General features: G+C 41.3%; 16 protein-coding genes. 1 reads left to right on the top strand and 15 read right to left on the bottom strand.

The window, feature by feature from the left end; all coding sequences use genetic code 11:
* Position 1: 1 nt before the first annotated feature.
* The 8 genes from ACVW0P_RS20940 to ACVW0P_RS20975 form a co-directional block, all read right to left on the bottom strand.
* Entirely contained in the window at positions 2-469 is a 468-nt protein-coding gene (locus ACVW0P_RS20940) for a heme-binding domain-containing protein (RefSeq protein WP_457133798.1), read from the bottom strand.
* 5 nt (positions 470-474) lie between these two features.
* On the bottom strand, positions 475-1,083 hold the full coding sequence (locus ACVW0P_RS20945) for a DUF3347 domain-containing protein (RefSeq protein ID WP_457133799.1): 609 nt from the start codon (positions 1,081-1,083) through the stop codon (positions 475-477).
* Between the two features lie 81 nt (positions 1,084-1,164).
* Positions 1,165-1,665 (bottom strand): DUF3347 domain-containing protein, encoded by a 501-nt coding sequence (locus tag ACVW0P_RS20950; RefSeq protein WP_457133800.1) that lies wholly within the window; start codon positions 1,663-1,665, stop codon positions 1,165-1,167.
* A 328-nt stretch (positions 1,666-1,993) separates the two neighbouring features.
* Complete coding sequence (locus ACVW0P_RS20955) at positions 1,994-2,134, bottom strand: hypothetical protein (protein ID WP_457133801.1); 141 nt, start codon at positions 2,132-2,134, stop codon at positions 1,994-1,996.
* 160 nt (positions 2,135-2,294) lie between these two features.
* The gene (locus ACVW0P_RS20960) at positions 2,295-2,747 is read right to left on the bottom strand and encodes a DUF305 domain-containing protein (RefSeq protein ID WP_457133802.1); all 453 of its coding nucleotides are present in this window, start codon (positions 2,745-2,747) and stop codon (positions 2,295-2,297) included.
* 53 nt (positions 2,748-2,800) lie between these two features.
* The gene (locus tag ACVW0P_RS20965) at positions 2,801-3,364 is read right to left on the bottom strand and encodes a helix-turn-helix domain-containing protein (protein ID WP_457133803.1); all 564 of its coding nucleotides are present in this window, start codon (positions 3,362-3,364) and stop codon (positions 2,801-2,803) included.
* 24 nt (positions 3,365-3,388) lie between these two features.
* Positions 3,389-3,601 carry a heavy-metal-associated domain-containing protein gene (locus ACVW0P_RS20970; protein ID WP_457133804.1) on the bottom strand — a complete coding sequence of 71 codons (213 nt, stop codon included), beginning with the start codon at positions 3,599-3,601 and terminating at the stop codon, positions 3,389-3,391.
* Between the two features lie 20 nt (positions 3,602-3,621).
* Positions 3,622-5,856: a heavy metal translocating P-type ATPase gene (locus ACVW0P_RS20975; RefSeq protein WP_457133805.1), complete on the bottom strand. Its 2,235-nt coding sequence runs from the start codon at positions 5,854-5,856 to the stop codon at positions 3,622-3,624.
* Between the two features lie 625 nt (positions 5,857-6,481).
* Here ACVW0P_RS20975 and ACVW0P_RS20980 point away from each other — a divergent pair.
* A complete protein-coding gene (locus ACVW0P_RS20980; protein ID WP_457133806.1) occupies positions 6,482-7,705 on the top strand; it encodes a tyrosine-type recombinase/integrase in 1,224 nt (407 codons plus the stop codon).
* Between the two features lie 1,091 nt (positions 7,706-8,796).
* On the opposite strand, the gene ACVW0P_RS20985 is transcribed toward ACVW0P_RS20980, so the two are convergent.
* The 7 genes from ACVW0P_RS20985 to ACVW0P_RS21015 all read right to left on the bottom strand — a co-directional run.
* On the bottom strand, positions 8,797-11,568 hold the full coding sequence (locus tag ACVW0P_RS20985; RefSeq protein ID WP_457133807.1) for a glycoside hydrolase family 2 TIM barrel-domain containing protein: 2,772 nt from the start codon (positions 11,566-11,568) through the stop codon (positions 8,797-8,799).
* A gap of 235 nt (positions 11,569-11,803) precedes the next feature.
* Entirely contained in the window at positions 11,804-15,007 is a 3,204-nt protein-coding gene (locus tag ACVW0P_RS20990; protein WP_457133808.1) for a glycoside hydrolase family 2 TIM barrel-domain containing protein, read from the bottom strand.
* A 236-nt stretch (positions 15,008-15,243) separates the two neighbouring features.
* Positions 15,244-16,572 carry a vanadium-dependent haloperoxidase gene (locus tag ACVW0P_RS20995; RefSeq protein ID WP_457133809.1) on the bottom strand — a complete coding sequence of 443 codons (1,329 nt, stop codon included), beginning with the start codon at positions 16,570-16,572 and terminating at the stop codon, positions 15,244-15,246.
* Positions 16,573-16,575: 3 nt separating this feature from the next.
* Positions 16,576-19,917, bottom strand: a complete 3,342-nt coding sequence (locus ACVW0P_RS21000) for a VCBS repeat-containing protein (RefSeq protein WP_457133810.1) — start codon at positions 19,915-19,917, stop codon at positions 16,576-16,578.
* 103 nt (positions 19,918-20,020) lie between these two features.
* A complete protein-coding gene (locus ACVW0P_RS21005) occupies positions 20,021-21,709 on the bottom strand; it encodes a RagB/SusD family nutrient uptake outer membrane protein (protein ID WP_457133811.1) in 1,689 nt (562 codons plus the stop codon).
* Between the two features lie 9 nt (positions 21,710-21,718).
* Positions 21,719-24,919 carry a SusC/RagA family TonB-linked outer membrane protein gene (locus ACVW0P_RS21010; RefSeq protein WP_457133812.1) on the bottom strand — a complete coding sequence of 1,067 codons (3,201 nt, stop codon included), beginning with the start codon at positions 24,917-24,919 and terminating at the stop codon, positions 21,719-21,721.
* Positions 24,920-25,446: 527 nt separating this feature from the next.
* Positions 25,447-25,578, bottom strand: a 132-nt coding sequence (locus ACVW0P_RS21015; RefSeq protein ID WP_457133813.1) for a glycoside hydrolase family 125 protein, incomplete at its 5' end; no start/stop codon positions are given.

Below are 25,578 nucleotides of genomic sequence, written 5' to 3' on the forward strand. Positions count from 1 at the left end.
GTTAATTTTTTAGTATGGGGCTATCGTCGTTCTGTTTAACCCAATTCATGAGTATTGCTTTATCTTTTGTTGAAAGAATAGCATTCCTGTGAATGAGAGTATAGGAAGATAATGGCATCGAGCCTTCTTCTAAACTTTCACCGATAGCCCTTAATTTACTTCTTTGTTTCCTGGAGGAATAGGTCCCAAACTCATTAAAATTCAGTTCTTCCTTCCCCTTGCTGACGTGCCTGTCCATCATCAACCTGATTGGTTGGAGCCAGGAATACAGCGGATATTCGGTATGATTACTATGGCAATCATAACATGACCTTTTAAGAATAGCATCAACGTTTACCGGAACTGCATATACCTTGCTGATGTCATTTGTCGGCATAGCTTCGCTTTCATTGTGATCGCGGGGGATAAACTGAATAATGATAAATAGCGCAACTATTACAGTTAGCGAGATCTTGATCATACGTTTCATAGCGTCTATTTTAATTCTTCCTGGATCGTACCACAGGTAGACATACCTGAACCCATATAGGGGTTTTTGATCTCCTTTGTTTCACTCAGCCAGATGGCTCCCTTTTTATCATTATACATCGGGCAATGATCTACAAACAAAGGTTGTGCTGCGCCAAATAGTTTAATAAGGTCGTACATATCCTTGCTTAACATATCAAAATGCTCCCGCTGGTGGGGTAGCTTACCGCCACTCATCCCGATATGCTCGGCCATTTCTTTCGCATCATCGGCGATGTCAGTAAAGGATTTCTTTTGCGCAGGTGTTAATATGGACTGATTAAGGTTTGCAAAGCCGGTTGACAACGCTTTTCCGGCAGTGGCCGCATCGCTACTATTATCTTTGGTCAGCGCATTTTTTAGCTGTAAATAGTTTCCAACCATTTCCTTTACAGAAGCAGTAGTTTTGGGATCAACGCCGCCTTTTGCAGTAGTTGATTTAGCATCGACCAGGGCAGCGTTTGTTGAAGTGGTTGTATCCTTTGTGCTGTTAGCAGCTGATTTATTCGTGTTATTACAGGCGGTCATTGAAAATGAAGCCAGGCTGATCGATGAAATAATGATTAAATTTTTCATGGTATGGTTATAAATTTATTGACCACCATACGCAAGTAAAAGCACATGGTGATCAAATTATTTAAGAAATAATTAGTTAGTTTATTTATTCAGGGTTTCAGTAACCTTACCGCAGGTAAGCATTTGGCTGCCGTAGTAAGGGTTTTTGATCGCGTCCTCAGCAGATAACCAATAGCTCTTTTTCATCGGGCAATAAGCATAATAAACAGGCTTATCGGTTAATTTTACAGCTTTGGCCAGTTTAAAAAAGTTAGCTGAAAAATTAGCGAAATGCTCCCTTTGGTGGGCGATATCCTTACTCTCAGAAATATGCCTGGCATCGAACGCCAACTTTTCTTGTGCGGCCATAAAAGTGGACATATCTGCTGCGGCAAGCGATTTCATATCCACGCCGTTAACCGCTTTTAAAAAATCTCCGGCATGTGCAGCAGCATCGGCACTGTTTGATTTGATCAAAGCATCTTTGATATCGTAATAAGATGCCAATAAAGGTGTAAGCGAGGTTGACTTAGTATCCTGCGCAAAAAGTAGTTGGGTAGAAACAGTTGCCATCAGGACAACCAATAAAAATATCTTTTTCATGATCTGAATTAATTATTAATGTAATAGGAAAATTGGAACATGGCAGAGCCATATAGTTCTGGTGATCTATTAATTAATCAAATCTGAAAGCTTTGCAGCGCGATACGGATAGGATATGTGGGAGGCCGTCGTCGTCCGTCAATCGATACGAATCGATTGGTTTGACTAACCGAAATGGGCTTTAAATGGAATTGGTGACAAGTACAAATGTAAGTAAAGGGTGCCAGTAAAATAATGTGGCTTGACTGTGGAGTTACCTTGGCTAAAGTATTAAAATTGTTAACCGCTCCCTGACAACATGGATCGTTATTAGAGATAGCGGTTTGATTCAATAATGGTTCTCCATGAACCAAAGGCTGGGATAATTTGCGATGTTCATGATGATGTTCGGTAGCTTCATCGCCATTGTGGTGATGATCGGTAACTTCAGCACTTGTATCATGGTGTTCTGTAGTTTCCTCCTGTTCATGAATAGACATACGTATAGAGCAAGCAAACCCGGTAACGGTGTTTAGCAGGAATATGAATAATAATAAAAGCGCTTTACTTTTCATCTTCAATGCAAACTTAAGCAATAAGGCTATAAAAAGTTTTATATAATTCCGTTTTAAATTTATATCCTTTAGTCATTATTTATCCAACCGTATCAATATTTTTTTCATTTGGGCGATCTCCTTCTCCTGGGCTGCGATGATCCCATCGGCAAGTTTTCTCACTTCCGGGTCTTTAATATTCGCGTTTTTACTGGTCATGATAGCAATAGAATGGTGTGGGATCATCCCTTTCATATATTGCACATCTCCAACAAAGGTTTGGGTTCGAACTCCGACAAGGCAAAGAATGAAAACTGCTATGCTTGATAGCGTAATAATAATATTCAGCTTACGGTTTTTATACATCATCCGCATCATCGCTAACATCAATAAGGCCATGGCGGCTACCATCATTAAAGTCATGTATAGTCGGGTCATGCTTAAATAAATATGATCGGCTTGATCAACATTTAAAAACATCACTCCGTACATGATGATAAATGACAAGACCAGCATCCAAACAAATATTTTGTAATTCCCTTTTTCCATGGTTAAAGCTTTATTATTGAACCTGATGCCTTATTAATTTGTTTTGAGTTGAATCAAATTTTATCAATAGCTTTTCTGCTCATTTTCCCTGAAGCTTTAAACTGGCTGGGCGTTAAACCGGTTATCGTTTTAAATTGTGCAGATAAATGCGCGCTGCTGCTGTAACCCATCTTCCAGGTGATCTCGTTTAAATTTAATTGCCCGTATTCCAGCAGTTCTTTTACTTTTTCGATCTTTTGCTGGATAATAAACTTTTCAATAGTCGTATCTTCCGCATCGGAGAACATCCGGCTGAGGTAAGCATAATCCTTATTCAGACCCTCGGAAATATACTCCGAGAAATTCAAATGGGAATCGGCCAGGTCACTATAATGTACCTTTTCAATGACCAGACTTTTAATCCGTTCCACCATTTGATCCTTTTCATTGTCCAGCAATTCAAAGCCCAGCAATTTAAGTTGTGATGAGATTAGGCTCAATTGTTCATTGCTCGGCTCAGGCTGAACGATGGCGGTGCCTAAATTGACTTCGCCAACGTCCAGCCCAATATTTTGCAACTGTTGCCTGACCACCATAATGCAGCGGTCACAAACCATATTTTTGATATGCAGGATCATCTATTTATTTGAACGAAAATACAGTTAAATTTTTTCAGCGTTGTATCCTTTGCTTTTTAAAGCGCTGATAACCTCGCTCGCTGTCAACCCGTCGTTCAATTCTACTGTAAGGATCTTATCCGGGTTTGCGGTATCTACATCCCATTTGGCTACGCCGTCTAAAGTATTTAGAGTTGGGGTAACGGCTGCAATACAACCGCCACATTTGATATTGGTTTTGAATTTTAAAGTTTCCATGTTTGTTTATGATTTAAAAATTAAAGGTTAAGTTTTGAAAATTTTAGCCGAAGGCTATTACTGACCACCGATACCGAGCTTAATGCCATTGCTGCGCCTGCGATCATCGGGTTGAGTAAGAACCCATTAACAGGGTATAAAACACCCGCGGCAATAGGTATACCGATCAGGTTATATATAAATGCCCAGAACAGGTTTTGACGTATCGTACGAACCGTGAGTTTGGAAAGCCTTAATGCTTTGGGCACTTGCTGAAGGTCTGACGAAACCAAGGTGATCTTGGCTACGTCCATCGCGATATCAGAACCTTTCCCCATCGCTATGCTTACATCTGCCTGAGCCAATGCCTGGCTATCATTGATGCCGTCACCGATCATGGCTACGATTTTTCCCTGGCTTTGTAGTCGTTTCACAAAATCTGCTTTGTCTGATGGCATGGTATCGGCCTTAAAATGATCAATACCCGCTTCTTTTGCTATAGCAGCTGCGGTTTGCGCATTATCGCCTGTCAACATATATACCTCGATTCCCTGTTTTTTTAATTGGCTTACTGCCGCTGCTGAACCTGTCTTTATCGGGTCAGTGATAGCTGCAATTGCCAGTACCTGCGTTTGATTGGCGAAATAGATCACCGTTTTTGCCTGATTTAAATAGGTGCTGATAGAAGTTTTCAAATCTTCGGGTACGATTATATTTCTTTCTTCGATCAGTTTATGGCTTCCTGCAAAATAAATTTGGCCGTCATAATTTGCCTCAACGCCGCGCCCAGTTAAACTATTAAAAGAGGTTACTTTTACCAAAGTTTCATGGCTGCGTTTAAGGTAAGCTACTATGGCATCAGCTAAAGGATGTTCAGATTGTTGTTCTACCGCTAAAAATAATGCCTGTAATTGACTTTGATCAATAGGAAGTGACTTTGCCCAATGCAGGTCTGTAACTATGGGTTTTCCCTGTGTGATGGTGCCGGTTTTATCTAAAACCACCGTGTTGACCTTATGGCCTATTTCTAAACCTTCTGCATCCTTAATTAAAATGCCATTTTCGGCACCCTTACCAATACCCACCATTATAGCCGTAGGCGTAGCCAGCCCTAAAGAGCAGGGACAGGCGATAACCAGCACGGTAACCATTGCCAGTAAGCCTTGTGTTAAGGCATGTTGACCGCCGAAAAACAGCCATGCCCCTAAACTTAATAAGGCGATCAGCATCACGATGGGTACAAAAATGCCAGCGATCTTATCCACCAATTTCTGTACCGGCGCTTTAGAGCCTTGCGCATCCTGCACTAATTGGATAATCTGGGCCAGCATGGTACCGCTGCCTACTTTTTCCGCTTTGAATCGAAAACTGCCTTTTTGGTTTAAGGTACCTGAAAAAACGGGATCACCGACTTTTTTCTCAACCGCGACGGGTTCACCGCTGATCATGCTTTCATCTACAAAAGAATTGCCTTGATAGACCACACCGTCTACAGGGATCTTATCACCCGGACGAACTAACAATTGGTCACCGATCTGCACATCTGCGATAGCGGTTTCGATCTCTCCCTGCGTGGTGATCAGCAGTACTGTTTTGGGTTGCAGACCTATTAATTTCTTGATCGCAGATGAAGTGTTTGATTTGGCTTTTTCTTCCAATAGCTTCCCGAGCATGATAAAAATGATCACCACCGAAGCTGCTTCAAAGTAAACATGCGGGTGCAAGCCCTGCCGGTGCCAGAACTCAGGATAAAAAGTATTGAAAACACTAAATAAAAAGGCAATGCCTGTACTCATGGCAACCAGCGTATCCATATTAGCCCGGCCATGTCGGGCTTGCTTCCAGGCATTGATGAAAAAGTTTTTGCCCGCTATGAAAAGCACCGGAGCGGTTAATACCATCATGATATAATTGGCATAAGGGATGTCCATAAATACCATCCCGATCATTACCACGGGAACAGTTAAAATAATGGCCCAGGTAATATTTCTCTTCAACTGCTGGTAATGGCTCTGTTGTGCCGCTGCTTGTTTTTCTTTTCCGTTTACCGTATCAATGATCAGATCATAACCGACAGATTGAACCGATTGCTGTAAACTGACAGGCTGAATAATTTCCGGATGAAAGGCAACCTTAACGGACTGCGTGGCGTAATTTACCTCTGCCTTTTCAACGCCTTTTTGCGCGCCGATCATAGATTCTACACTCGACGCACAGGCGGCGCAGGTCATACCGGTAACGGGGAAGGTAAGGGTTTGTAATTGTAGTGCTGCCATGTCTTTTGTTTAACAGCACAAATTTACGCCGGTTCAGACTTTGAATTTTACAGTATTCGGGAAAAGATTTATATAATTAGGTGCCTCCAATTTAAAGTCGAAAAGTCGGGAATAATGGTTCGCACACGTTAAAAAAATCGGCACTATTTACTTTATAGTCTTGTACCATTATTTAATTAAACTGTATATTTGTAGAAGTTAAATGTTCATTCTTTAAACGACATCAAAATAGTACAAGTTAGTACAAAGTAAATCGGTAACCTTTTCGGTAACCTATTGAAATTTGGTCGTTCTAATTCATTGATATATAGGGGTAAAGCCCGTCAAAAAATAATCCCAGCGGGATCACGAAAATTTAAAGTAACGCCTTGGTAGTCAAACGATTACTAAGGCTTTTTTCGTTTTGGTACAACATAGGTAAAACATTTGCTATAGCTAAAATTTAGCTTACGTAGGAGCTTTTACATTTCTTAAACTGGGATCGTGTGATTTTAAGGTAAAACATCTCAAACTGTACCAAACGAATATTTCAATCTTTTCGTGGAGCTTTTATTATTGGGAGAACGTTAATAAAAGTTTCACCTCAAAATTCACTAAAATGGCATCCGTTAAAGTTTTCCCAAAAATGAATAAGATCAATAAATATGGTCAAGTACCTATTTATCTTCGAATAACAAAAAATCGCCGGTCAAAATATATTGCACTTGACGTATACATTGACCCGAAGGACTGGAATGAAAAAACCGGCAAGGTAAGGTCTGGAGTTGTAAACGCGAAACAGATCAATAGTTACCTATCGATCAAAGAGGCAGAGGCGGAAGCAACTTCCCTGGAAATGGAAAGCAGGTCAAACTTTGTGAGCGCGTATGATATTAAATCTAAATTATGTGGTATAACCCCCGGAGATTTTTTTACTTTTGTTGAAAAGCGAATTCGGGAACGCACGGAAGAATTTAGTATAGGAACCATCAATCATTATAATTGCGTCCTTAAAAAACTAAAAACATTTAGTGGAAAGGAACTTCTTTTTTTCGATGAACTCAACGTTCCTTTTATCAGGGGGTTTCAGGAGCATTTGAAAAATGATCTGAATAACCACACGAATACGATACACTCTAATCTCAAAATAATTCGGACATTGATAAATGACGCAACTGCCGAGGAACTAATGCCAATTGAAAAAAATCCGTTCAATAAGATAAAGTTGAGATCTCAAAAGACTTCAAGGGAGTTTTTGCTTGACGATGAATTAGATAGATTGGAGAAGTTGGAATTACCGGAAAATACGATGTTATGTCACCACCGGAATTTATACATATTTAGTACTTACACCGCAGGCATTAGGATTTCCGATCTTTTGACCATGCGCTGGAAAAACTTTGATGGCGACCACCTTTATTTTATCATTAAAAAGAATCAGGAAGATATAAGCATCAAGCTTCCCGAAAAGTCGTTGGATATGTTAACATATTATAGGACTATAGCTCAAAGCCGAAAAGGTGAGAGTTTTATTGATCCGGAAAGCTTTATTTTTCCATTCTTAAAAATAGCTACAGATGAATCTGATAAATTGATCCTGCACAAGGCAATTTCCTCAGCAACTACCTATGTAAATAAAAGCTTGCGAGAGCTTACTAAAAAAGCGAAGATCTATAAAAACATCTCCTTTCATACAGCCAGGCACAGTTGGGCTGTAAGGGCATTACAAAAGGGGATGCGAATTGAGTATGTCTCCAAATTAATGGGCCATTCATCAGTAAAACATACTGAGGTATATGCCAAAATTCTAAACGAAGAGTTAGATAAAGCGATGGAAGTCTTTAACCAGCCCGCTAAACAGCTGGCTTAACATTTTTTGACTATACTCTGTTTTGAAATAAGTTAACATTCATATCAACTCCCCATCTTAAAGTTTATTTTGGTCTATCAAATATACATCGTAATATTGCGATATAATTATGGGTTTAACCAAAACAGAAATATTCACCGAAGAACAAAATAAACTGACGGTGCAGTTAAAAGCTATCGCACATTGGTCAATTAAATAACGGGCAAAATGGTTCTTTTGATAAATTTGCTCATTTGATATTTACCTTTTCATTTGAATTGTGCAAATTTAATTCTTATATTTAAGTAACAAACGTTCTGAAACAACATCAAATTGATACAAAGAATTCGGTATACTTCGCGGTATACTAATTAGATTTGACTATATAACTAACTGAATATAAGATATTTATATTAATTTTTTGCAATCTTGGCTCTATTTAAAAAGACTTATTTCCCCGCACTCCTTCATCTAAAAGGAAACGAAGGTGCAAAAAAAATTTAAGCAAAACCAAGATGATGTGGCTGCGATTTCTTTTGACAAAGGCAATATTGATATTGATACGGAGCTAAATTTTGCCTATTTAACAGCAAAGAGATAATTTTAAAAAGTCCGATACGTGCATTCATTATTACCAAATTGTGAAACTTGAAAGGCTCTATAAATTCAACATTAACGGCGTGAGATGATCGCGGGGCCGGCAGCCGTTGTAACCGTTACGTTAACGTCTGGTACCATAGATAAGGTTGCGGATCTTATAAGAACCCCAGAGCCAAAATTGGTACAACACGGTGTAGCGTTTAGTGTAAACGAAAAAGTTTTCCATTTTTAATTATCCGGATAAAATCCGTTTGCTCGGTTACCCAGATATTCCCATTGCCCGGAAAAGTAATCGCGGTAGGAGAATGCAAGCAAACTGCACCGTTTGTGCGTTAACTGTATTAAGCGGTAACGAACCAGGATCTGTTGTCCGATGGTCTTTAAAACGAAATGCTTACGTAAGAAGAAAAAGGCATGTGGCCGCGCCCATACTAAACAGGACAAGATAGAAAACAAATTTACTCCCTGGTAATTTTTCATATTGATGTTTATTGGAAGATTGAATCTATTCATCATTGGCTAAAATCAAACCACAATGTCCCGGTTATTTTTTCGCCGGTGGCGTGGTTTTTCTGACTTTGCGGCCCTAATACATCTGCTGGCTGAAACTTAGTACCGATGGCACTTATAGCTTTTAAGAACCCTATCGTACCGGCAGGAAAAGCGGGTTCTACGTTATTATTTTGAAGCCCATCTTGTTCCCGGGACGGGTTAAGCACTTGCAAATAAGTATTTTTATCAGCTATATAAATCGTAAACGGCGATTCTTTATTTTCTATGACAACCCAGTTAACTTCAGCGTGGTAGCCTTTGAACTCCGGGTATCCCCAGGTTTCTCCTGTTATGGTATTGTTGTACGCTTTTTGCCAAACACCAAATGCCTGGCCTTTCAGCCTGTTTTTCCAAACCCGGTAGGGTCCGCGACCAAGCCATTTCATACCTGTAATTTTATCTTCGGGATAATTGAAAGTGATACCCATAAAATCGACGTCGCCGTGCTGAGTGTATTGATATTCCATCTTAACGGGTTGTTTAGTTGTAAAAGTCCATTTCACATGTAGCGGAGCAACGCCCTGATAATTGGCTTCCACAATATACTGTCTTTTACTGCCTTGATGGGTGAAGCTCTTCAACTGGTTATCTATGCCTGCCAAAACCGGACCACCCGATAAAGAAACGGTGCCTGTGGGTTTCATCACCTTTTGTATGTACCCGGTTGATTTATCAAAAAAATAATTTATTCCACCGCATTTCACAATCAAAACACCATCGTTTTCTTTTACAATTATTACAGATTTGGGAGGAGGGATAATTGTTTTTTTAGCAACGGCCAAAGGAGGAGTAATTGCCCAGCTCCAGGTGAATATCTCTTTTTTATCCGGGCCATATGCGGTGAGATACAGCGCGTCGTTTCTTCTCCACGATGAAGGTAGCTTTAAATTAAGTAAGCCTTTTTCGCCGGGTTTGATATTGGCTACAGCAGGTATGCCGGTAGCATTTACTATTGCTTCGGTTTTTTTATCGTGTGCCGTTGGAAATTTTACCAGTTTCCATTTAAAGGCACATTTGTTCATGTTAGTAAAGGCATACCTGTTCTCTACAGGTATTTTACCTTTAAAGGTACCATCTATAGGTTTCGATTCAATATAAACCGGCGACCAGATTTCTTTTATGGTATAAAAACTGGCTTCTTTTTCACGATGTGGACCAACGATACCATCAGGTGCATGATTACCATCGGTATCGTAAACACCGTTTTTATCGGTACGAATAATCGCCTCATCCAAGAATGCCCAGATAAAACCGCCTGCCCCATGCGGGTGTTTTAACATCATGTTCCAAAAATCATCAAGCCCGGCACCGGCACCTCCATCGTAAAGCCCGTGCATAAACTCTGTTGGAAAAAATACTTCTTGCCCTGTAGCGGCAGCTTTAACCATATAATTATAATCAGGATAATGCTTGGTATCGGTTCCGTTAAATTTCTCCCATGGATGTATAACCGTGCGTCTTTGCAGATCATATAAGGCATAGTCATTGTCCAGCCCCCTGTTCCACCCGCCTTCATTACCGTTGTCCCAAAAAACGATAGATGGATGATTTACATCGCGAACCACCAATTCTTTTACCAATTTACCGCCGACTATGGTATCATATTTTGCCTGCCAGCCGGTTAATTCATCCAGAACGTATAAGCCCAGAGAATCGCAAACATCCAGGAAATCTTGATCGGGTGGATAATGTGACATGCGCACCGCATTCATATTCATTTGCTTCATCAAGCTTGCATCCATTAGCTGGATACTGTGGCTCAAGGTACGCCCGGTTTCAGGCCAAAAGCTATGCCGGTTACTGCCTTTAAGTATTACCTTGGCCCCGTTTACATAAAAGCCATCATTTATTCGCAATTCAACCGTACGGAAACCGAATTTTTGTTTAACACGGTGAATAATGTTCTGCTTGTCTTTTATAGAAACTATTACCTGATATAAGTTAGGAAATTCGGCGCTCCACAATAAAGGTTTGTTAACCTTACTTTTCAATTCGAGATGCGCTGCACCAAGAACCGCTTTAGCAGTGAACGGGCTACCTACGTTTTCGCCATTTAGTTTTTGCACTTGCGCTTCAATGGTTTCACCGGCCTTTAAATTTTGAGAATATAGATCCACCTGAAGCGAGCCATCGGCTTTGGCATTCACCGCCACCCTTTCAATGAAAGTTTCGGGAACTATCTCCAGATAAACCGGACGGAAAATCCCGCCGAATACCCAGAAATCACTATTCCTGCGCTCAGCATCATTTACGGACGAGTTTGCCGAATTTTTGTCGACAGTTACCTCCAGCATGTTATCCCCATCAGACCTGAGCAGGTCAGTTATATCATACTTAAAGCGATAGAAGCCTCCCTGGTGCACAGGGCCAGCTTGTTTACCATTTATCTGAACTTTGGTGTCTGTCATCGATCCTTCAAAAACGATGAATACTTTCTTGCCTTCAGATCCTGTAGAAGAAAAATTATATTTATAAATACCCTGTTCAGTTGCTTTAACCTCATCGTGCCCGTAATTATAAGTACCGAAGCCCTGTTGTTCCCAATTAGACGGAACTGCAATTCTTGTCCATTTACCGCTGTTTCTGCCACCACTGCAATAAAAATCCCATTGTAGGGTATGATCTTTATCAGTTCCTGAAAGGTATTTTGTAATGGTTGCTTGTGAAAAAACATTGAAGCAAATCAATGTGAAGGATGCTTGCAGAAATATTTTTTTATAATCATTTTTCATTGATGTATCGTTATCAGATTTTTTAACGCATATATAAACTAAATTACCTAATCTTTCAGTAAAGACAATTTTCTACATGTTGAACTGGCTAATTATTTTACAATTAACCTAAAGTATATAATTGCCATAACCACGACTTCTTTAAAACTAAACCAAAAGGAAGGGAGCAAAAATTAAATTGTTTAAAATTTATTTTCGCTCCCCAACCTGGCTCGCATTATATAATTGTTAACTATTATTTCTTTTGGAACAATTGTATCTGATAACTGAACACGGTTGGCTTCGCATATACCTTATAGGGTTCCAATGGTTGTGGCCCACAACCGTTGGAACCAACCCCTAGTGTTTTATGACTGATGCATAAAACAGTTCCCTTGCTTTTCGGCAGATCTATTTTATACTCTACATTTTCCATTTCCTCATCACTGTACGGTAATGCCGCAACCTGCATTAAGGAGTCGACCTGCATAATATTCATTCCCAGGCCTTTTGCAGACCTTACATTAGCCCAACGCACATCTTCGTGATTACCACATTCCATTGGTTTTTCATAAGGGGTTAATTCCTTAACCACGCTGCCAGAATAATGTCCAACATCAAACCCGCTCTTACGATCCCCATAGTTTTCCATGGGCCCACGTCCCAGGTAATCAAACTGGTCAAGATCTTTATTGAGGAACATTCGTATACCAATGCGTGCCAGAACCAGTTTAGGATCGCTGAAATCCACGTTATTCACCGCTTTAATAACGCCGTTACCATTTATCGTATACACTGCTTTATGATGGACGACAAAGTTTTGTTTGCCGGTACCTGTTAGGCTTACGCTGATCTCCACTACGTTACTCGCAACTTGTCTGGCCTTCACGTCATCCGCTGCCCAGTTTATAGCTTGTAATCCATTTTTTACCCAATCGCCATAAGCCCACATATCATCTTTTTGATGCGGGGCACGCCATAAATGCAGCATTGGACCGCCGTTGTCTCTCAGGAGGTTTTCTCCGTCTCTTTCCATTTTTGTGAAAGTGCCTTTCGTTTTATCGAATTCAAGGCTAAAATCAGCACCTTTTACTTTAATGGCGTCTTTTGAGTCATTTAATGTCAGGTTACCACCTTGCGAGCCGTTTATCAAAGCAGGTATTGGTGTATGTAATTCAAATTGCTGTGCAGCAATTTCGAATCCTTTCGGAGCCCATAATTTATCTGTTGCCAATTGGAATAAGACCCGGACAAAATATTCCGCGCCGGCTTTAGGCTTTACTAGATAAGGTAACTTTATATCTTTTTCGTTACCCGGACTAATGGAGCCTACCAATAACGGTCCTGATGCGATAGCGGTACCGTTTTCGCTCAGTTCCCATTTGGCGGTAAAGCTGTTAAGATCGATGAACTGATAGCGGTTTTTGATGGTAAATATTTGGGTTTTAACGTCCTTTGCTCTGATGCTGATCCATTGATAAGCATGTTTCAATTCAGGAAAATGCGGCTTAGGTGACCTGTCTGAAAACACAACGCCTTTATGAATGAAGTAGCGGTCATTCGGGTATTCGCCAAATCCACCGCCAAAGGCGGTTATAGGATGTTCAGGGTTCCGGTTATTGTAAATACCCTGATCCTGCCACTCCCATATCGCGCCGCCCAGTAAGGCCGGATATTTGTCGAATAATTCGTTATAAATATCTACAGAGCCCATAGAATTAAACATGGCATGTGCATATTCACATAAATAGAACGGCTTGGTAAGTTTTGGATCGGTAGCAGCATTTTCCAGGCTTACTACGTTTGTGTACATTTGACTGTCCATATCTGCAGGGTTTCTGTCGTCGCCTGTACCAAAACCTTCGTAATGTGTTGGCCTTGTAGGGTCTATCGCCCTAACTGCTTTTAATGCAGCCCTAAAGTTAGTGCCGCCGCTGCCGTTTTCATTACCTAATGACCAGATCATTACAGATGGGTGATTTTTGAAATTCTCTGTATTAGCTACATTCCTGTCTATTATAGCCGCTTTAATCCTCGGTTCATCGTTAAACTCGTTCATGGCGCCATGGCATTCCACATTGGCTTCGGCAACAAGATAAATGCCATATTCGTCACATAATTCGTACCACCTTGGGTCATCAGAATAATGGCAGGTACGTACATGGTTGCTATTGGTTTGTTTAATCAGCACAATATCCCGTATCATCTGTGCTTCGGTTATCGCATGCCCGTCGTCCGGCCAGTTCTCGTGGCGGTTTACCCCCTTTAATTTTATTGGCATCCCATTAACCAAAAACAAGCGCCCTCTGATTTCAATCTCGCGAAACCCGGTGCGTGATGAAAGTGTTTCTACCGTTTTGTCCCCATCTGTAAGCGTAATAACAGAAGTATAAAGCTTCGGTGTTTCTGCTGTCCATTTTTGTGGGTTGCTTACTTTTAAATTCACATTAACAGTAACCTCTTCTCCAGGTTTTAAAGCTGGAATCGTTTTTTTGCCGGTTGCCCCTGGTACAGGAATAGTACCATTGTATAAAGTAACGCTTACCTGACGTGTTTTTGTTACTGTGCTGCCGTAATTCTTAATTTTTGTAGTAACTAAAACATTTGCGTCGCGGTATTGCTTATCAAGGTCGGTTTTGATAAAATAATCCCTAATGTGTTGTTGCGGGCTGCTCCACAATGTTACGTTGCGAAAGATGCCGCTTAAACGCCACATATCCTGATCTTCCAAATAACTGCCGGTTGTAAAACGATAGACTTCTACAGCTAAAGTATTTTTACCGGGATGCACATATTTCGTCAGGTCAAATTCTGCTGCATTGCGGCTATTTACACTGTAACCAACCTTTTTGCCGTTCACCCAAATGAAAAACCCAGCATCCACTCCGTCAAAAGTGATAAAGGTGCGGCGGCCCTCCCACTGTGCTGGTAAGGTAAAATCACGACGGTAACTGCCTACCGGATTCCTTTCTTTATATGCGGTAAATTTTTCGGGTGGCGTGCTCATCACCTTTGGGAAATCTTTTTGAAATATGTAATTGAAGTTACTGTAGTAAGGCGTTCCATATCCTTCTACTTGAAAACATGATGGCACTTTAATTTCTTTCCAATTGGAAACATCATAATCAGTTTTGTAAAAATCAACAGGGCGCTTTTGTGGCCAGTCTACCCAATTAAATTTCCATGCGCCGTTTAAACTCCGACTAAATGAGGATGCATGTCTTTTGGCTGCCAGTGCTTCTTTTAAAGAAGCATATGGCATTAATGTAGCATGGCTCGCTTCCTTGTTGATGCCAATGTTTTCAGGGTCCTCAATTTCTTTGGGCACAAATGCCGTATCAGACTTTGACAAAAAAGTATTTGGTTGTTGCTGTATACCATAACTTGCCATATGGCTAAAACAAAAAATAACAATCAGTTGAAAAAAGGCAATCCTTTTCTTAATTAGGGTTCTACTCATAAGATAATAATATATTGTAATGAAAGTACTAATGCGCTTTGTTTTTGACTAACAAATAACTATAAATTATACACTGGTTAATTGCCCTATCATACATATTTATTGCCAATGCGTACCATAAATCATTAACATTTGAGTGTTGACGGCCTATCACAGCCAGTTTCTTAATGTTTTTGGCCGCGCCATTAACGATAATGGAGTATCGCACTTTAGTTTGGAGCCACAATTTTTAGTCGTCATTTCATTTTAGTTCCGCTCGCTTTATTTAAAATAAAATTACCCACCTGCGAACCTTGTACAACACCATTGTCAATAGCATCCATAAAGTGTATCCCACCCCAAAACCTGGAAATTGCAGCTTCTTTTGCCGCTTGGGCGAAGGAATTAAAATGTCTTGCCGGTATGCCAAACTGTACTTCAACATTATCGATGTATTTAAAATCGTTACCGAAGTAATGTGTAAGGATAACAGCAGAGGTTGCAGAAACTACAGAATGTCCGCTGATATATTCTGGGAATGGAGGTGTTTGCAGCAAAGGTTTCCAATGAGGATCAATATACATTCGGATGGCAGTTTCCGGCCGGACGCGATTAGTACGGTATTTATCATCCCAGCAGCAGATAAAGGCATCCATCAGACCTACGGCCACCATTGTGTTTACCTCCATCGTTTTGTTAAAATTAGCTTTACCGTGCTCACAAGCAATGGCGGTTATGCCCATCCAGTGCGCGCCTGGTGAAATCTTTTTTAAGCCGATCAGCATATGCCCGTTGTTTTGAACGGCGAAAGGGTTGCAATCCCAAAAATTTGCAATATTTTTTTCTTCCAGGCTTAAACCTTTGCCGCTTTTCGTATAACTCAGTTGTAGGATTTTATAAAAGCCTGAATGCTTATCTGCGGAAAACGGAATTGGCGCGGCGGGTACAAATTGAGAAGCGGAATCAAGCGTTAGGGTGCGTACAGTATTAAAATAAGGCTCAACCGGTACCATGTAGGAAGGGGGTGTCAGATCCCAGCTACCCGGTACACGTTTAAGCTTATACCTTGGATAATTACTTATTTTACGGTAACCATCCGCTTTTGCATAAGCCAGTATCTCCCTGCTGATAACTTGAGCATAGCTTTTTGAACTATCGACCACTTGGCTGGTAAAACCTATCCTACGACAGGAATCTAAAAATACATCTTCGTGTTTGGCCATTAAGTTCCCGGATGGTTGTAGTTTGGCGGCTGTTTCGAACATGGCAAGCACAGCGCTTAACTTAGGGTTATAGGGCGTATTGGTTTTAGGCAATCTTATAACAGGATATTGGTTTAAGATACCATGCATACTTTTAATATGCTTGTCATTCTGGGCCATTACCTCATACCCAGCCAAACAGGTATAGGCAAAAAAACGCGCGGCCAGTGGTGGATTGGTCACGTCATGGACCATTACGTCCGTCATATGCGCTGTTACTTTTCCGATATCCCGGTTTGTTAACTCAGGCTGGTTTTTTTTAACACACGCTGCCATAAAAAGCAGTAGCAGCACTGGCAAGGTTATTAGGGCATTTCTTTTCATTGCTTATTGTTGTTGGTAAGCTTTAAACCGGCCTTGATCAAGGCTAAATAGTAAAACATTGTTGAATTGCAGCACTCCCCGTATATCTCCCCATAAGTTAAAGCCGGAGTGCTGCTGATCCACATATCTAAAACTGCCTGCACCATTGCCTTTCAGTAATATACCGTAGTTGGCATCGTATTTGCCAAAACGAATACGGCTGTGGTTGATATTGCCACAGAGCAGCAAGTCACTTTTACCGTCATGGTCATAATCCAGTGTCATTATCTGATATATCGGTGAATACTGCGCCTGTAAGGGTAATGCCGCAATTTGTAACTTGCCCTGGGCGTTACTAATAAAAAGGGTTGTCGCCAAATGATTTGCGCTAAGGTGACCGGCACCTTTCAGTTCTTCGGAAGTAAATACTTGATCAATCGTAGCATCAGCATAACTTTTATAATCGGAGAAACGGGTACGCATCACACTGATCTGGTCAAGCATTTCATCGCGGCTTACATAAGGATAACTTTTATGCTGAATGTAAAAACACAGCATGGGGTCCATTGACCCGTTATCGTCAAAGTCCTTATAAAACAACTCTGCTGGTTCAGCATCGCTTGCCCTGCATTGGGTATTTAAACCCAAATTACCCGCAACAATATCCGGGTGCCCGTCATGGTTAATATCACTTGCCTGGATGCAGTTCCACCAACCACTGTATTTTTTATCGAAATATTTTACCGACGCATCGGTTAGTTTCCCGTTCGCGTTTTCCAAAACCCTTATCGGCATCCACTCACCCACGATAACCAAATCAGGCCTTTTATCGCCGTTCATATCCACCCATGCAGCATCAGTCACCATGCCTATGTGTTTCAATAAAGGGTTATAGTGAACGGTTTGATTGGTAAAATGACCTTTGCCGTCATTTATTAAAATATAGCTTTCCGGCGTTTCCGGGTACCGGCCCGGGATAACACGGCCACCAACAAACAGGTCAGGCGAACCGTCGCCGTTGATATCGGCAACTTTTACACAGCTTTTGCTGCTTAGCATTTTTGGTAGGCCACCTATTGCTTTGGTGAAATTTCCTTTACCATCATTAAGGTATAGCCTGTCTTGCAACAGCGGGTCATCCGTCAAATAGTCGGCGTAGCCACCGGATGCCACATAGAGATCGGGCTTACCATCGCTATTGGCATCAAAAAACAGCACCGCTGCATCGGTGCTGTTTTTGTCTGCTGCAAAAGCAGGATTGGGCTTATTTACAAATTTTAAATTTTCCTGCTGCAAGTATAGCATTCCGGGTATTCCATCATGCCCGCCAACATACATATCTTCTAACCCGTCAGCATTTACGTCGCCTTTGGTAATAATGGCGCCCGAAAAAGAAACTGGGTTAACCATTAAGGGCTGTCGTTTAAAATCGTTAGTGGCGTTTTCGCTTTCGTGCGATACGATGGGCGAAGTAATTTCCTTAAATGCAGGCGTTATCTGTTTTTTGCTGATAGCGGATGTTATGGCATCCTTTTCCTTCAGGGTGATCGCCTGATCGGCTTTTATATTTTGAACTAACTGCATTTTACCGCGTTGCCAGGTTATCCGCAGGGAATCTATCTTTTGATCTTTACCAAGGCCAAAATGCAATATGGGTGACACCCCGGATTGAAAACCCCGTGTGGGCATTTGTTCGAGATATTGGGTTTTATTGCCCTTATAGATCGTCACCGTGGCCCCTATCCCCTGCGTATTAGCATCGGCACCTTTTAAGCTGATGGAAAGATAATGATTGCCGTTTTGCTTTATCGCCTGGTTTTCGTAAACAAAAGCCGGCCGGTTAATATTATTGGTTACCAGGTCAAGGTCGCCGTCATTATCAAGGTCAGCGTAAGTTGCGCCATTACTATTTGAAGATTTTATTATGCCCCAGTCAGCGCTGGTATTTGTAAATGTCGTGTTGCCATTATTTTTAAAAAAGTAACTGCTAACCTTTGATGAAGGCATTCGGTTTACAATGTTTAGCAGATCCTGGCGCATCACATTACGGTTGCGCAGGTTATCCCCCATAAACTTGAGGAAGTCCATATTGGTATAATCACGGGTATAGCCGTTGCTTACAAAAAGGTCCTTCCATCCATCATTATCGTAATCAGCAAATAAGGGGGCCCAGCTCCAGTCGGTATTGGAGATACCGGCTAACTGCCCAACTTCGCTAAATGAATTATTGCCGTTATTTACATGAAGCATGTTGCGCATGTACTGGTAGTAAAACCCGACCCGCAGGTTCAAATCGAAGGCATCATAGTTATCGGCACCGAATAAAAGTTTTTGACGCTTATTATCCTCGGGAAGCATGTCCAGCGTATAGATATCAGGCTTGGTGTCATTGTTAATATCGGCTACATCGTTACCCATAGAATAAAAAGAGGTATGACCAATTTGCTTTTGAAGCTGATCTGTAAACCCGCCCTTCCCGTTATTGATATATAATCGATCAGGTACGCTATAGTCATTTGACACATAGAAATCCGGCCATCCGTCGCCATTAATATCAGCTATGCCGGCTGCCAGCCCATAAGAAAATGAGGTGTTAATTATTCCAGCCGCTGCTGTAAAATCAATAAAGTGCCCATGATCATTTCTCAATAAGCGTATCCCCGATTCTGCATCCGGTTTACGTATCATATCCTTAACGGAAATATCATCAACAAGACTTATCCGTTGCGGATTGTGGTTTACCAGTAAAAGATCAAGATCACCATCGCGGTCGCAATCAAAAAAATAAGCTTGTGTACTGAAAGACGGAAATGCGAGGCCATAATTAGCAGCCTGATCTAAAAACAGCGGCACACCAGAATTATTGTTACCCTGATTTATAAATAACTGGTTAATGCGTTTTTCAGCTTTTATTTTCCCGGAGTAGCATACATAGATATCTAGTTTGCCATCACCATTAACATCCGCCAGCGTAACGCCGGTTTTCCAGGGGCCCGGACGGCCTGCTACCCCAGCCTGTTCAGTAATGTCCTTAAACTGCATATGATCCTGGTTCAAATACAGTTTATTATCAGTCATGTTCGCGGTAAAGTAAATATCCTGTAGGCCATCGCTATTTAGATCTCCGACAGCCACACCTCCGCCATTATAAAAATATTCATACATCAACACGTTGGTGTTTAGACCTTCTGTTAACGTATTGGTGAAATTAATATGCGTTTGTTCTTCGGATAATAATTTAAATAAGGTTTGGTGTATCCCCGCTTTTTCGCATCCTGTCAAAAACAGCAATAGTAAACCAGGTAAAATAAACAGGAACACCCTACTATGACAAATAACAGAAAATGCTAACTTGGCTAATTTCATCGTTTTGTTGGGATATTGATAAATGAAGTAATCATATTAAACAAAAAAACACAATCCCAGACCAGCCGGGATTGTGAACGTAAATTAAGTTATAACTAAAGCCTCAATATCCTGGATTTTGTTTAAGCTTTGTGTTTTGGTTAAGAATCCGTTGCGGTATAGGCAGCCAGTTCATGTACTGTGAAAATGTATTTTGAAATACTTTAACCGGCGTGTAGATTAACACTCCTCCACCGCCTACTGTAATCTTCATACCATATTCAGCAGCGGTTAAAACGGCCGGCCCTTTTGTGGTGATATCCCAGCGCCTTATATCATACCAGCGTTTATCTTCAAAAGCAAGTTCTACACGACGTTCACGACGGATATTTTCCCGCATTTTCTCCTGACTTAATCCTGCCGGAATCTCAGGCAGGGCTACCCGCGCCCTAACCTTTTTAACCGCGTCATAAACCGATTGATCCGGTCCCACAGCTTCATTTTGCGCTTCCGCATAGCTTAAGAGCACTTCTGCGTAGCGGTAGAACTGATAATTTGAGGTACCTGGGCTGGTTCCAAGACTTGTTTGGCCAAGGATAGATTCGTCCAGTGTTTTGCGCCCATTGTAACCGGTATTGGTTATATCACTTGTAGAACCAAGATCTATCTGATTACCACCCCCTATTCTTGATAAAAAGGGTTCGCCCTGCCAGGCTGAGCCATCATATACAATAGATTTATAGAACCGTTGCTCCCTGTTAACGTATGGATGCTGGTCGTCATAACCAGAACCAGGATCATTGATGGGTTTACCATTATCCATTTCATAATCATCCACCAAACCTTGGGTGGGTACTATATTTCCCCAGGCCTGTTGCCCGCCATGAACAAAAACCGGCCCCAAGATCCCCTCGCGCTTATGACCCTTACTTGGCAGCGCATAGCCCCTGGCAAAAATAGTTTCACTATTCCAATTATTGACCGCTAAAAATTGCGCACCATAATCCGGAAATAGACCATATGTGCCCAGGTTCATTACTGCAAGATTGGCAGCCGCAGCTTTCGCCCATTTTGCTTTATCGTTGGTTGTATTAGCTAATGGGCTTGCAGCAAACAGATCAACTGCGCCCTTTAATGTTAAGGCGGCTCCTTTTGTAGCGCGCCCTGTGTTTTGGTTATCTGTTGTTGCGGGTAAATCTGCCGCTGCTGCATCACAATCAGCTTCTATAAAAGCAAGCGTTTCATCAAAAGTGCTCCTGGCAACAAATATGTCGCTGCCATCTAAATTATTTAGCGGCGTTGATATTAATGGGACACCACCATAATTCTGTAATAACAAAGAGTAATAAAAAGCCCGTAAAAATTTAATCTCAGCAACGCGGGATTTATAAAAGGTTTCAGAAAAGTTGCCTTTATTTTTATCTGCCTGTTGCAGAAAAACATTACACTTCCTGATGTTGCCGTACACCGTTTCCCATCTAAAAGCGTTTACTGGTCCATTGGTGGCCCCATCCGCATTAGGGTTGATCGAATTATTGCGTATGATTGCCTGCCCTGGCTGGTTTGACGCCCCGGTCATGCTATTATCGGTCCACTGATCAAGCATTTCCGTATTGTTATTCAGATCCGGCAGATTATTGTAAATATCGTTCACAAACAAATCGGCATTAGTTTCAGAACTGAATGTGGCATCATCTGTTACGATTCCTTTAGGAGGCACGTTTAAAAAGTCGTCTCTTTTACAAGCAGCGATACTTATAACCAGGAAGGCAATTAAAAAGACTTGTCTGTTTTTTATGTTTTTGAGTTTCATATTAATCTTTTAAAAAGTTGCGTTGAGTCCTACTGAAAGCACACGTTGCTGATAATAATTTTGGTTACTGCCGGAATTTTCCGGATCAATACTTTCTTTCATGGAAGGTGTCCAGAAAAAAATATTTTGGCCCGCGGCATAAATCCTTAATGAGCGGATCGTGTTGCCCGTTAATTTATTGGGGAATGTATAACCAAGCTCTGCGCTTTTTAAGCGGATGTAAGAATTGTTTCTTAAATACCAGCTGGATACTTGTGTGTTGTTGTTAGATGGCGTATTAGTTACCCTTGGATAGGTAGCATTCGGTGTCGAAGGCGTCCAGTGGTCCTGGTAATAAAGTTCGGTAGCAGACCCTGACCCCAAAAATGGGAATACATAATAATTTTCAAGCCGGATATTACTTAAACCAGAACCCTGAAAAAGCAGATCCAGGTCGAAGTTTTTAAAGGCGATCCTCGGCTCAAGCCCCCAGATAAACTGCGGCGTTTGCGGGTGTCCTATATCGGTATTATCATCACCGTCGATCCTGCCATCAGGCGTTCCGTTAGGGCCGCTTAAGTCGGCATAACGCAGGTCGCCAGGATGTACCGGACCGAATGTTGGTACGGGGATCCCTGGCTTTAAAACTGGGTTTGTAGCTTTGGGATCTACGAAATCCGCGTCGCTGAAATAACCTAGGGCATTGAGTCCATACTGCTCACCTAAAGAGCGACCTGTTTGGCGCCTGTTTGGATTGTTGAAGGTTGCACCGTTTTCGAAAACTTTAAGCTGCTTGTTTTTCGCATACGTTAAGGTTCCTTTTATATCCAGCCTTAAACCGTTCGAGAAGTTTTTAAAAGAAGTGATTGTCAGATCGACGCCACGGTTATCAATAATACCCGCATTAACAGGGCCGGTTGCAACGCCGTATTCTCCAGGCAACACGGCCCCAATGGTAACCAAAAGGTTTGACCGCTTTTCATAAAAGTAATCCACTTCCAGCCCTAAAGCACCCTTAAAGAAGCTGCCTTCAAAACCTATATCGGTTTTATTGGCTTTTTCCCAACTAAAATCAGCATTTTTCTGAAGGTTTTCATAAATTCCCTGTGTGGCATTTCCTCCTATCACTGCGGACGTTGAAGCGACATTATACTGGCTTAGATAAAGGTAGGAACCATTTGGATAATTACCCGACTGCCCCCAGGAAGCCCTGATCTTTAGGTTGTCTATCCAGGTAAAATTGTCCTTGATAAATTTCTCTTCAGACAGTCGCCATCCTGCAGAGAATGCGGGGAAGAAACCAAATCTACGGCCAGGCCCAAAAAGGTAACTGCCATCATATCTGCCTGTTGCCTCGAAAAGATATTTTTTATCATAAGCATAACCAACTCTGTAAACATATCCGATTTGCTTTTGCCCGCCGGAGCTACCTCCCACAGTAGCGTCACTCGGAAGAGGGCCGCCAAAATCCAGTTCGTCTATATCAAGGTTATAGTTTATTCTATTAGCAGAGAAGCTATTAGTCCTTACATTTCGATACTCAGCCACCAGTAAGCCGGTGATATCGCTTTTCCCAAACGAACCCGAATAATTTAGAAGACCTTGATAGGTAAGTGCATGATTTTGTGTATACGCTTCATAGAATTGCGGTTTCGAACTTCCCTGAATACTTTTGTTGTAAACGTAAGGCTTCTTTAAGGTATCAACCGTATAAAACTCAATCGGTGTGGTGTACCTACGAGTAAAGGATGTATTGCCGCCAAATACAGGGTCCGGGCCGTTATCATAGCTTATTACCCCTTTTAAACTCAACCCCTTGATTAGCAATTGTTGTTCTATTGATAGTTGGGTTAATAAAGACGTGTTTTCATTTACCTGATAACCGCTGCCGTAGATTTCACCTATCAACGACTGACCTATGTAGCCTGATGGCAATCCGTTATTGTATCGAACCGGATAGGTAGGATTTTGCCTTTGTGCCTGACCAATGATTGTACCTGCACCTTGTGATGGAAAGTGCTGGTTCTCCAGATAGCTGTTAACCGAAAAGTTTACCGTTGTGGTTTTTGTAGCCTTTGCTGTTAAGTTTAACGAACCGTTATACCTGTTCAGATATGTGGTACTCCACATACCGGCCTGATGATTATAGCCCACCGAAGCAAAATACCTTATATCATCATTACCGCCCGAAAGCGTAAGATTATGGTATTGAATAGGCTGATTTTTTAAAATGATGTCATCCAGAGGATGACCGTCAGAATGGCCGTCAGGATCCGAATGATCTTTAAATTTCTGAAGGTCACCGGCGTTATAGGTTGGGGTACGTCCTTCGTTCGCATCTGCTTCATTCCTTAGCGAAGCATATTCAAATGAATTTACAAACCGTGGAACGCTGGTCGGATTTTGCCAACCGTAATAACCACTGTAAGACAAGGTAGCCTTTCCAACTTGTCCCTGTTTGGTGGTCACCAATAACACCCCATTTGCTCCGGCGACGCCGTATGGCGCAACAGCGGCTGCATCTTTTAGCACACTAAACGTTGCTATAGTATTTGGGTCTAAGCGGCTGAAATCGCGTGGCACACCATCTACGATCAACAATACACCTTGGCGGCCGTTGGTAGATGTACCGCGTATCTGGATGCCTGAGCCATCGATACCCGGCTCACCACTTCCCTGCGTGGCAATAAGGCCTGAAGCCCTGCCCACAAGGCTGTTTGTTAAATTCGCAACCGGTTTCCTGGCAATCTCTGCCGTATTTATGGTCGACACCGCTGCGGTAGACGAGGTCTTCTTTTGCGTGCCATAACCTACAACAATCACCTCATTCAGATTTTTATTAGTTGGTTGTAAGCTAATGCTTAAGGTCGTTTTTCCATCAATTGCCGCCTCAACAGCGTCATATCCGATATAGGTAAATATTAAGATAGCGTTCTCTTCGGCCTGCAGCGAGAAATTTCCATTTACATCAGTGACCGTGCCGATGCTCGTCCCTTTAATTTTTACAGAAACGCCCGGCATAGATTGACCGTCGGAACGATCAGTAACTTTTCCTTTTACAATTATGGGGCTTGTGTTTGCATCCTTAACAATGGCGTATGTTTTATTATTTAAAACTGTGGTTAAATTGTGCGCAGAACTAAGACCGGAGAAAAGTAAAAGAGCAATACTACCCAGGTAAAACCGTGGCTGTGAAATAATTGAAGTTTTTTTTAGTAAAGTCTTTTTCATAATTGAACTTTTAATTGCGCATAATGAGGGTTTGGAATTAAATTGGTTTGATAACAGCTGTTTACTTTCATTGGCATTTAGGTGAATGGTTTTAAATTTTAAGGGTTCGATAATTTCGTTTAAATAGCGTTGCGATTACCACCTAACCCAAGCAGCAGGAGGTAAGGCACACATTTAATGCGTATTACAGAATGAATAATATGTACTTATTTAATTGGTTGGAACAAATAACATGTTTTATTAAAGCGGGAGTTTGCCAAATCATACATATTTATTGACATAAAGTGCATTTCAGAATTATTGGGCAATAAAGTCGACTTACACCTGACATTATTAAAAAAGATTTTCAACAGTGTTAAAAATGCCGGAATTTTTAACGTTTGGAAACAATAGAATTATTTTGTCGGATAATCTAAAAGCAAAAAAGCGCCCGGATATTTGATCCGTAACGCCTTAGAATTAATCAACTACCGATCAGTCTCGCCTAATCAATCTTTTAAAAATCTTACCACTTTGTTATTTATAATTCAAAGTCGCAGCAATAATTTTGGCTTTTGTGTGTACGTTTCCCAAAGTAATTCGCCAAACAGCGTATTTGCCCATGCAAACCATTTACGGGTAAACTTAGTAGGATCATTTTTGTGGAATGACTCGTGCAT

The sequence above is a fragment of the Mucilaginibacter sp. UYNi724 genome (assembly GCF_054057495.1).

Excerpts from the sequence above, each read along its gene's own strand:
- ACVW0P_RS20975 (WP_457133805.1), bottom strand. The coding sequence starts at position 5,856 with ATGGCAGCACTACAATTACAAACCCTTACCTTCCCCGTTACCGGTATG.
- ACVW0P_RS20955 (WP_457133801.1), bottom strand. The coding sequence starts at position 2,134 with ATGAACAGGAGGAAACTACAGAACACCATGATACAAGTGCTGAAGTTA.
- ACVW0P_RS20985 (WP_457133807.1), bottom strand. The coding sequence starts at position 11,568 with ATGAAAAATGATTATAAAAAAATATTTCTGCAAGCATCCTTCACATTG.
- ACVW0P_RS20965 (WP_457133803.1), bottom strand. The coding sequence starts at position 3,364 with ATGATCCTGCATATCAAAAATATGGTTTGTGACCGCTGCATTATGGTG.
- ACVW0P_RS20970 (WP_457133804.1), bottom strand. The coding sequence starts at position 3,601 with ATGGAAACTTTAAAATTCAAAACCAATATCAAATGTGGCGGTTGTATT.
- ACVW0P_RS21005 (WP_457133811.1), bottom strand. The coding sequence starts at position 21,709 with ATGAAACTCAAAAACATAAAAAACAGACAAGTCTTTTTAATTGCCTTC.
- ACVW0P_RS21000 (WP_457133810.1), bottom strand. The coding sequence starts at position 19,917 with ATGAAATTAGCCAAGTTAGCATTTTCTGTTATTTGTCATAGTAGGGTG.
- ACVW0P_RS20940 (WP_457133798.1), bottom strand. The coding sequence starts at position 469 with ATGAAACGTATGATCAAGATCTCGCTAACTGTAATAGTTGCGCTATTT.
- ACVW0P_RS20960 (WP_457133802.1), bottom strand. The coding sequence starts at position 2,747 with ATGGAAAAAGGGAATTACAAAATATTTGTTTGGATGCTGGTCTTGTCA.
- ACVW0P_RS20990 (WP_457133808.1), bottom strand. The coding sequence starts at position 15,007 with ATGAGTAGAACCCTAATTAAGAAAAGGATTGCCTTTTTTCAACTGATT.
- ACVW0P_RS20980 (WP_457133806.1), top strand. The coding sequence starts at position 6,482 with ATGAATAAGATCAATAAATATGGTCAAGTACCTATTTATCTTCGAATA.
- ACVW0P_RS20995 (WP_457133809.1), bottom strand. The coding sequence starts at position 16,572 with ATGAAAAGAAATGCCCTAATAACCTTGCCAGTGCTGCTACTGCTTTTT.
- ACVW0P_RS20945 (WP_457133799.1), bottom strand. The coding sequence starts at position 1,083 with ATGAAAAATTTAATCATTATTTCATCGATCAGCCTGGCTTCATTTTCA.
- ACVW0P_RS20950 (WP_457133800.1), bottom strand. The coding sequence starts at position 1,665 with ATGAAAAAGATATTTTTATTGGTTGTCCTGATGGCAACTGTTTCTACC.
- ACVW0P_RS21010 (WP_457133812.1), bottom strand. The coding sequence starts at position 24,919 with ATGAAAAAGACTTTACTAAAAAAAACTTCAATTATTTCACAGCCACGG.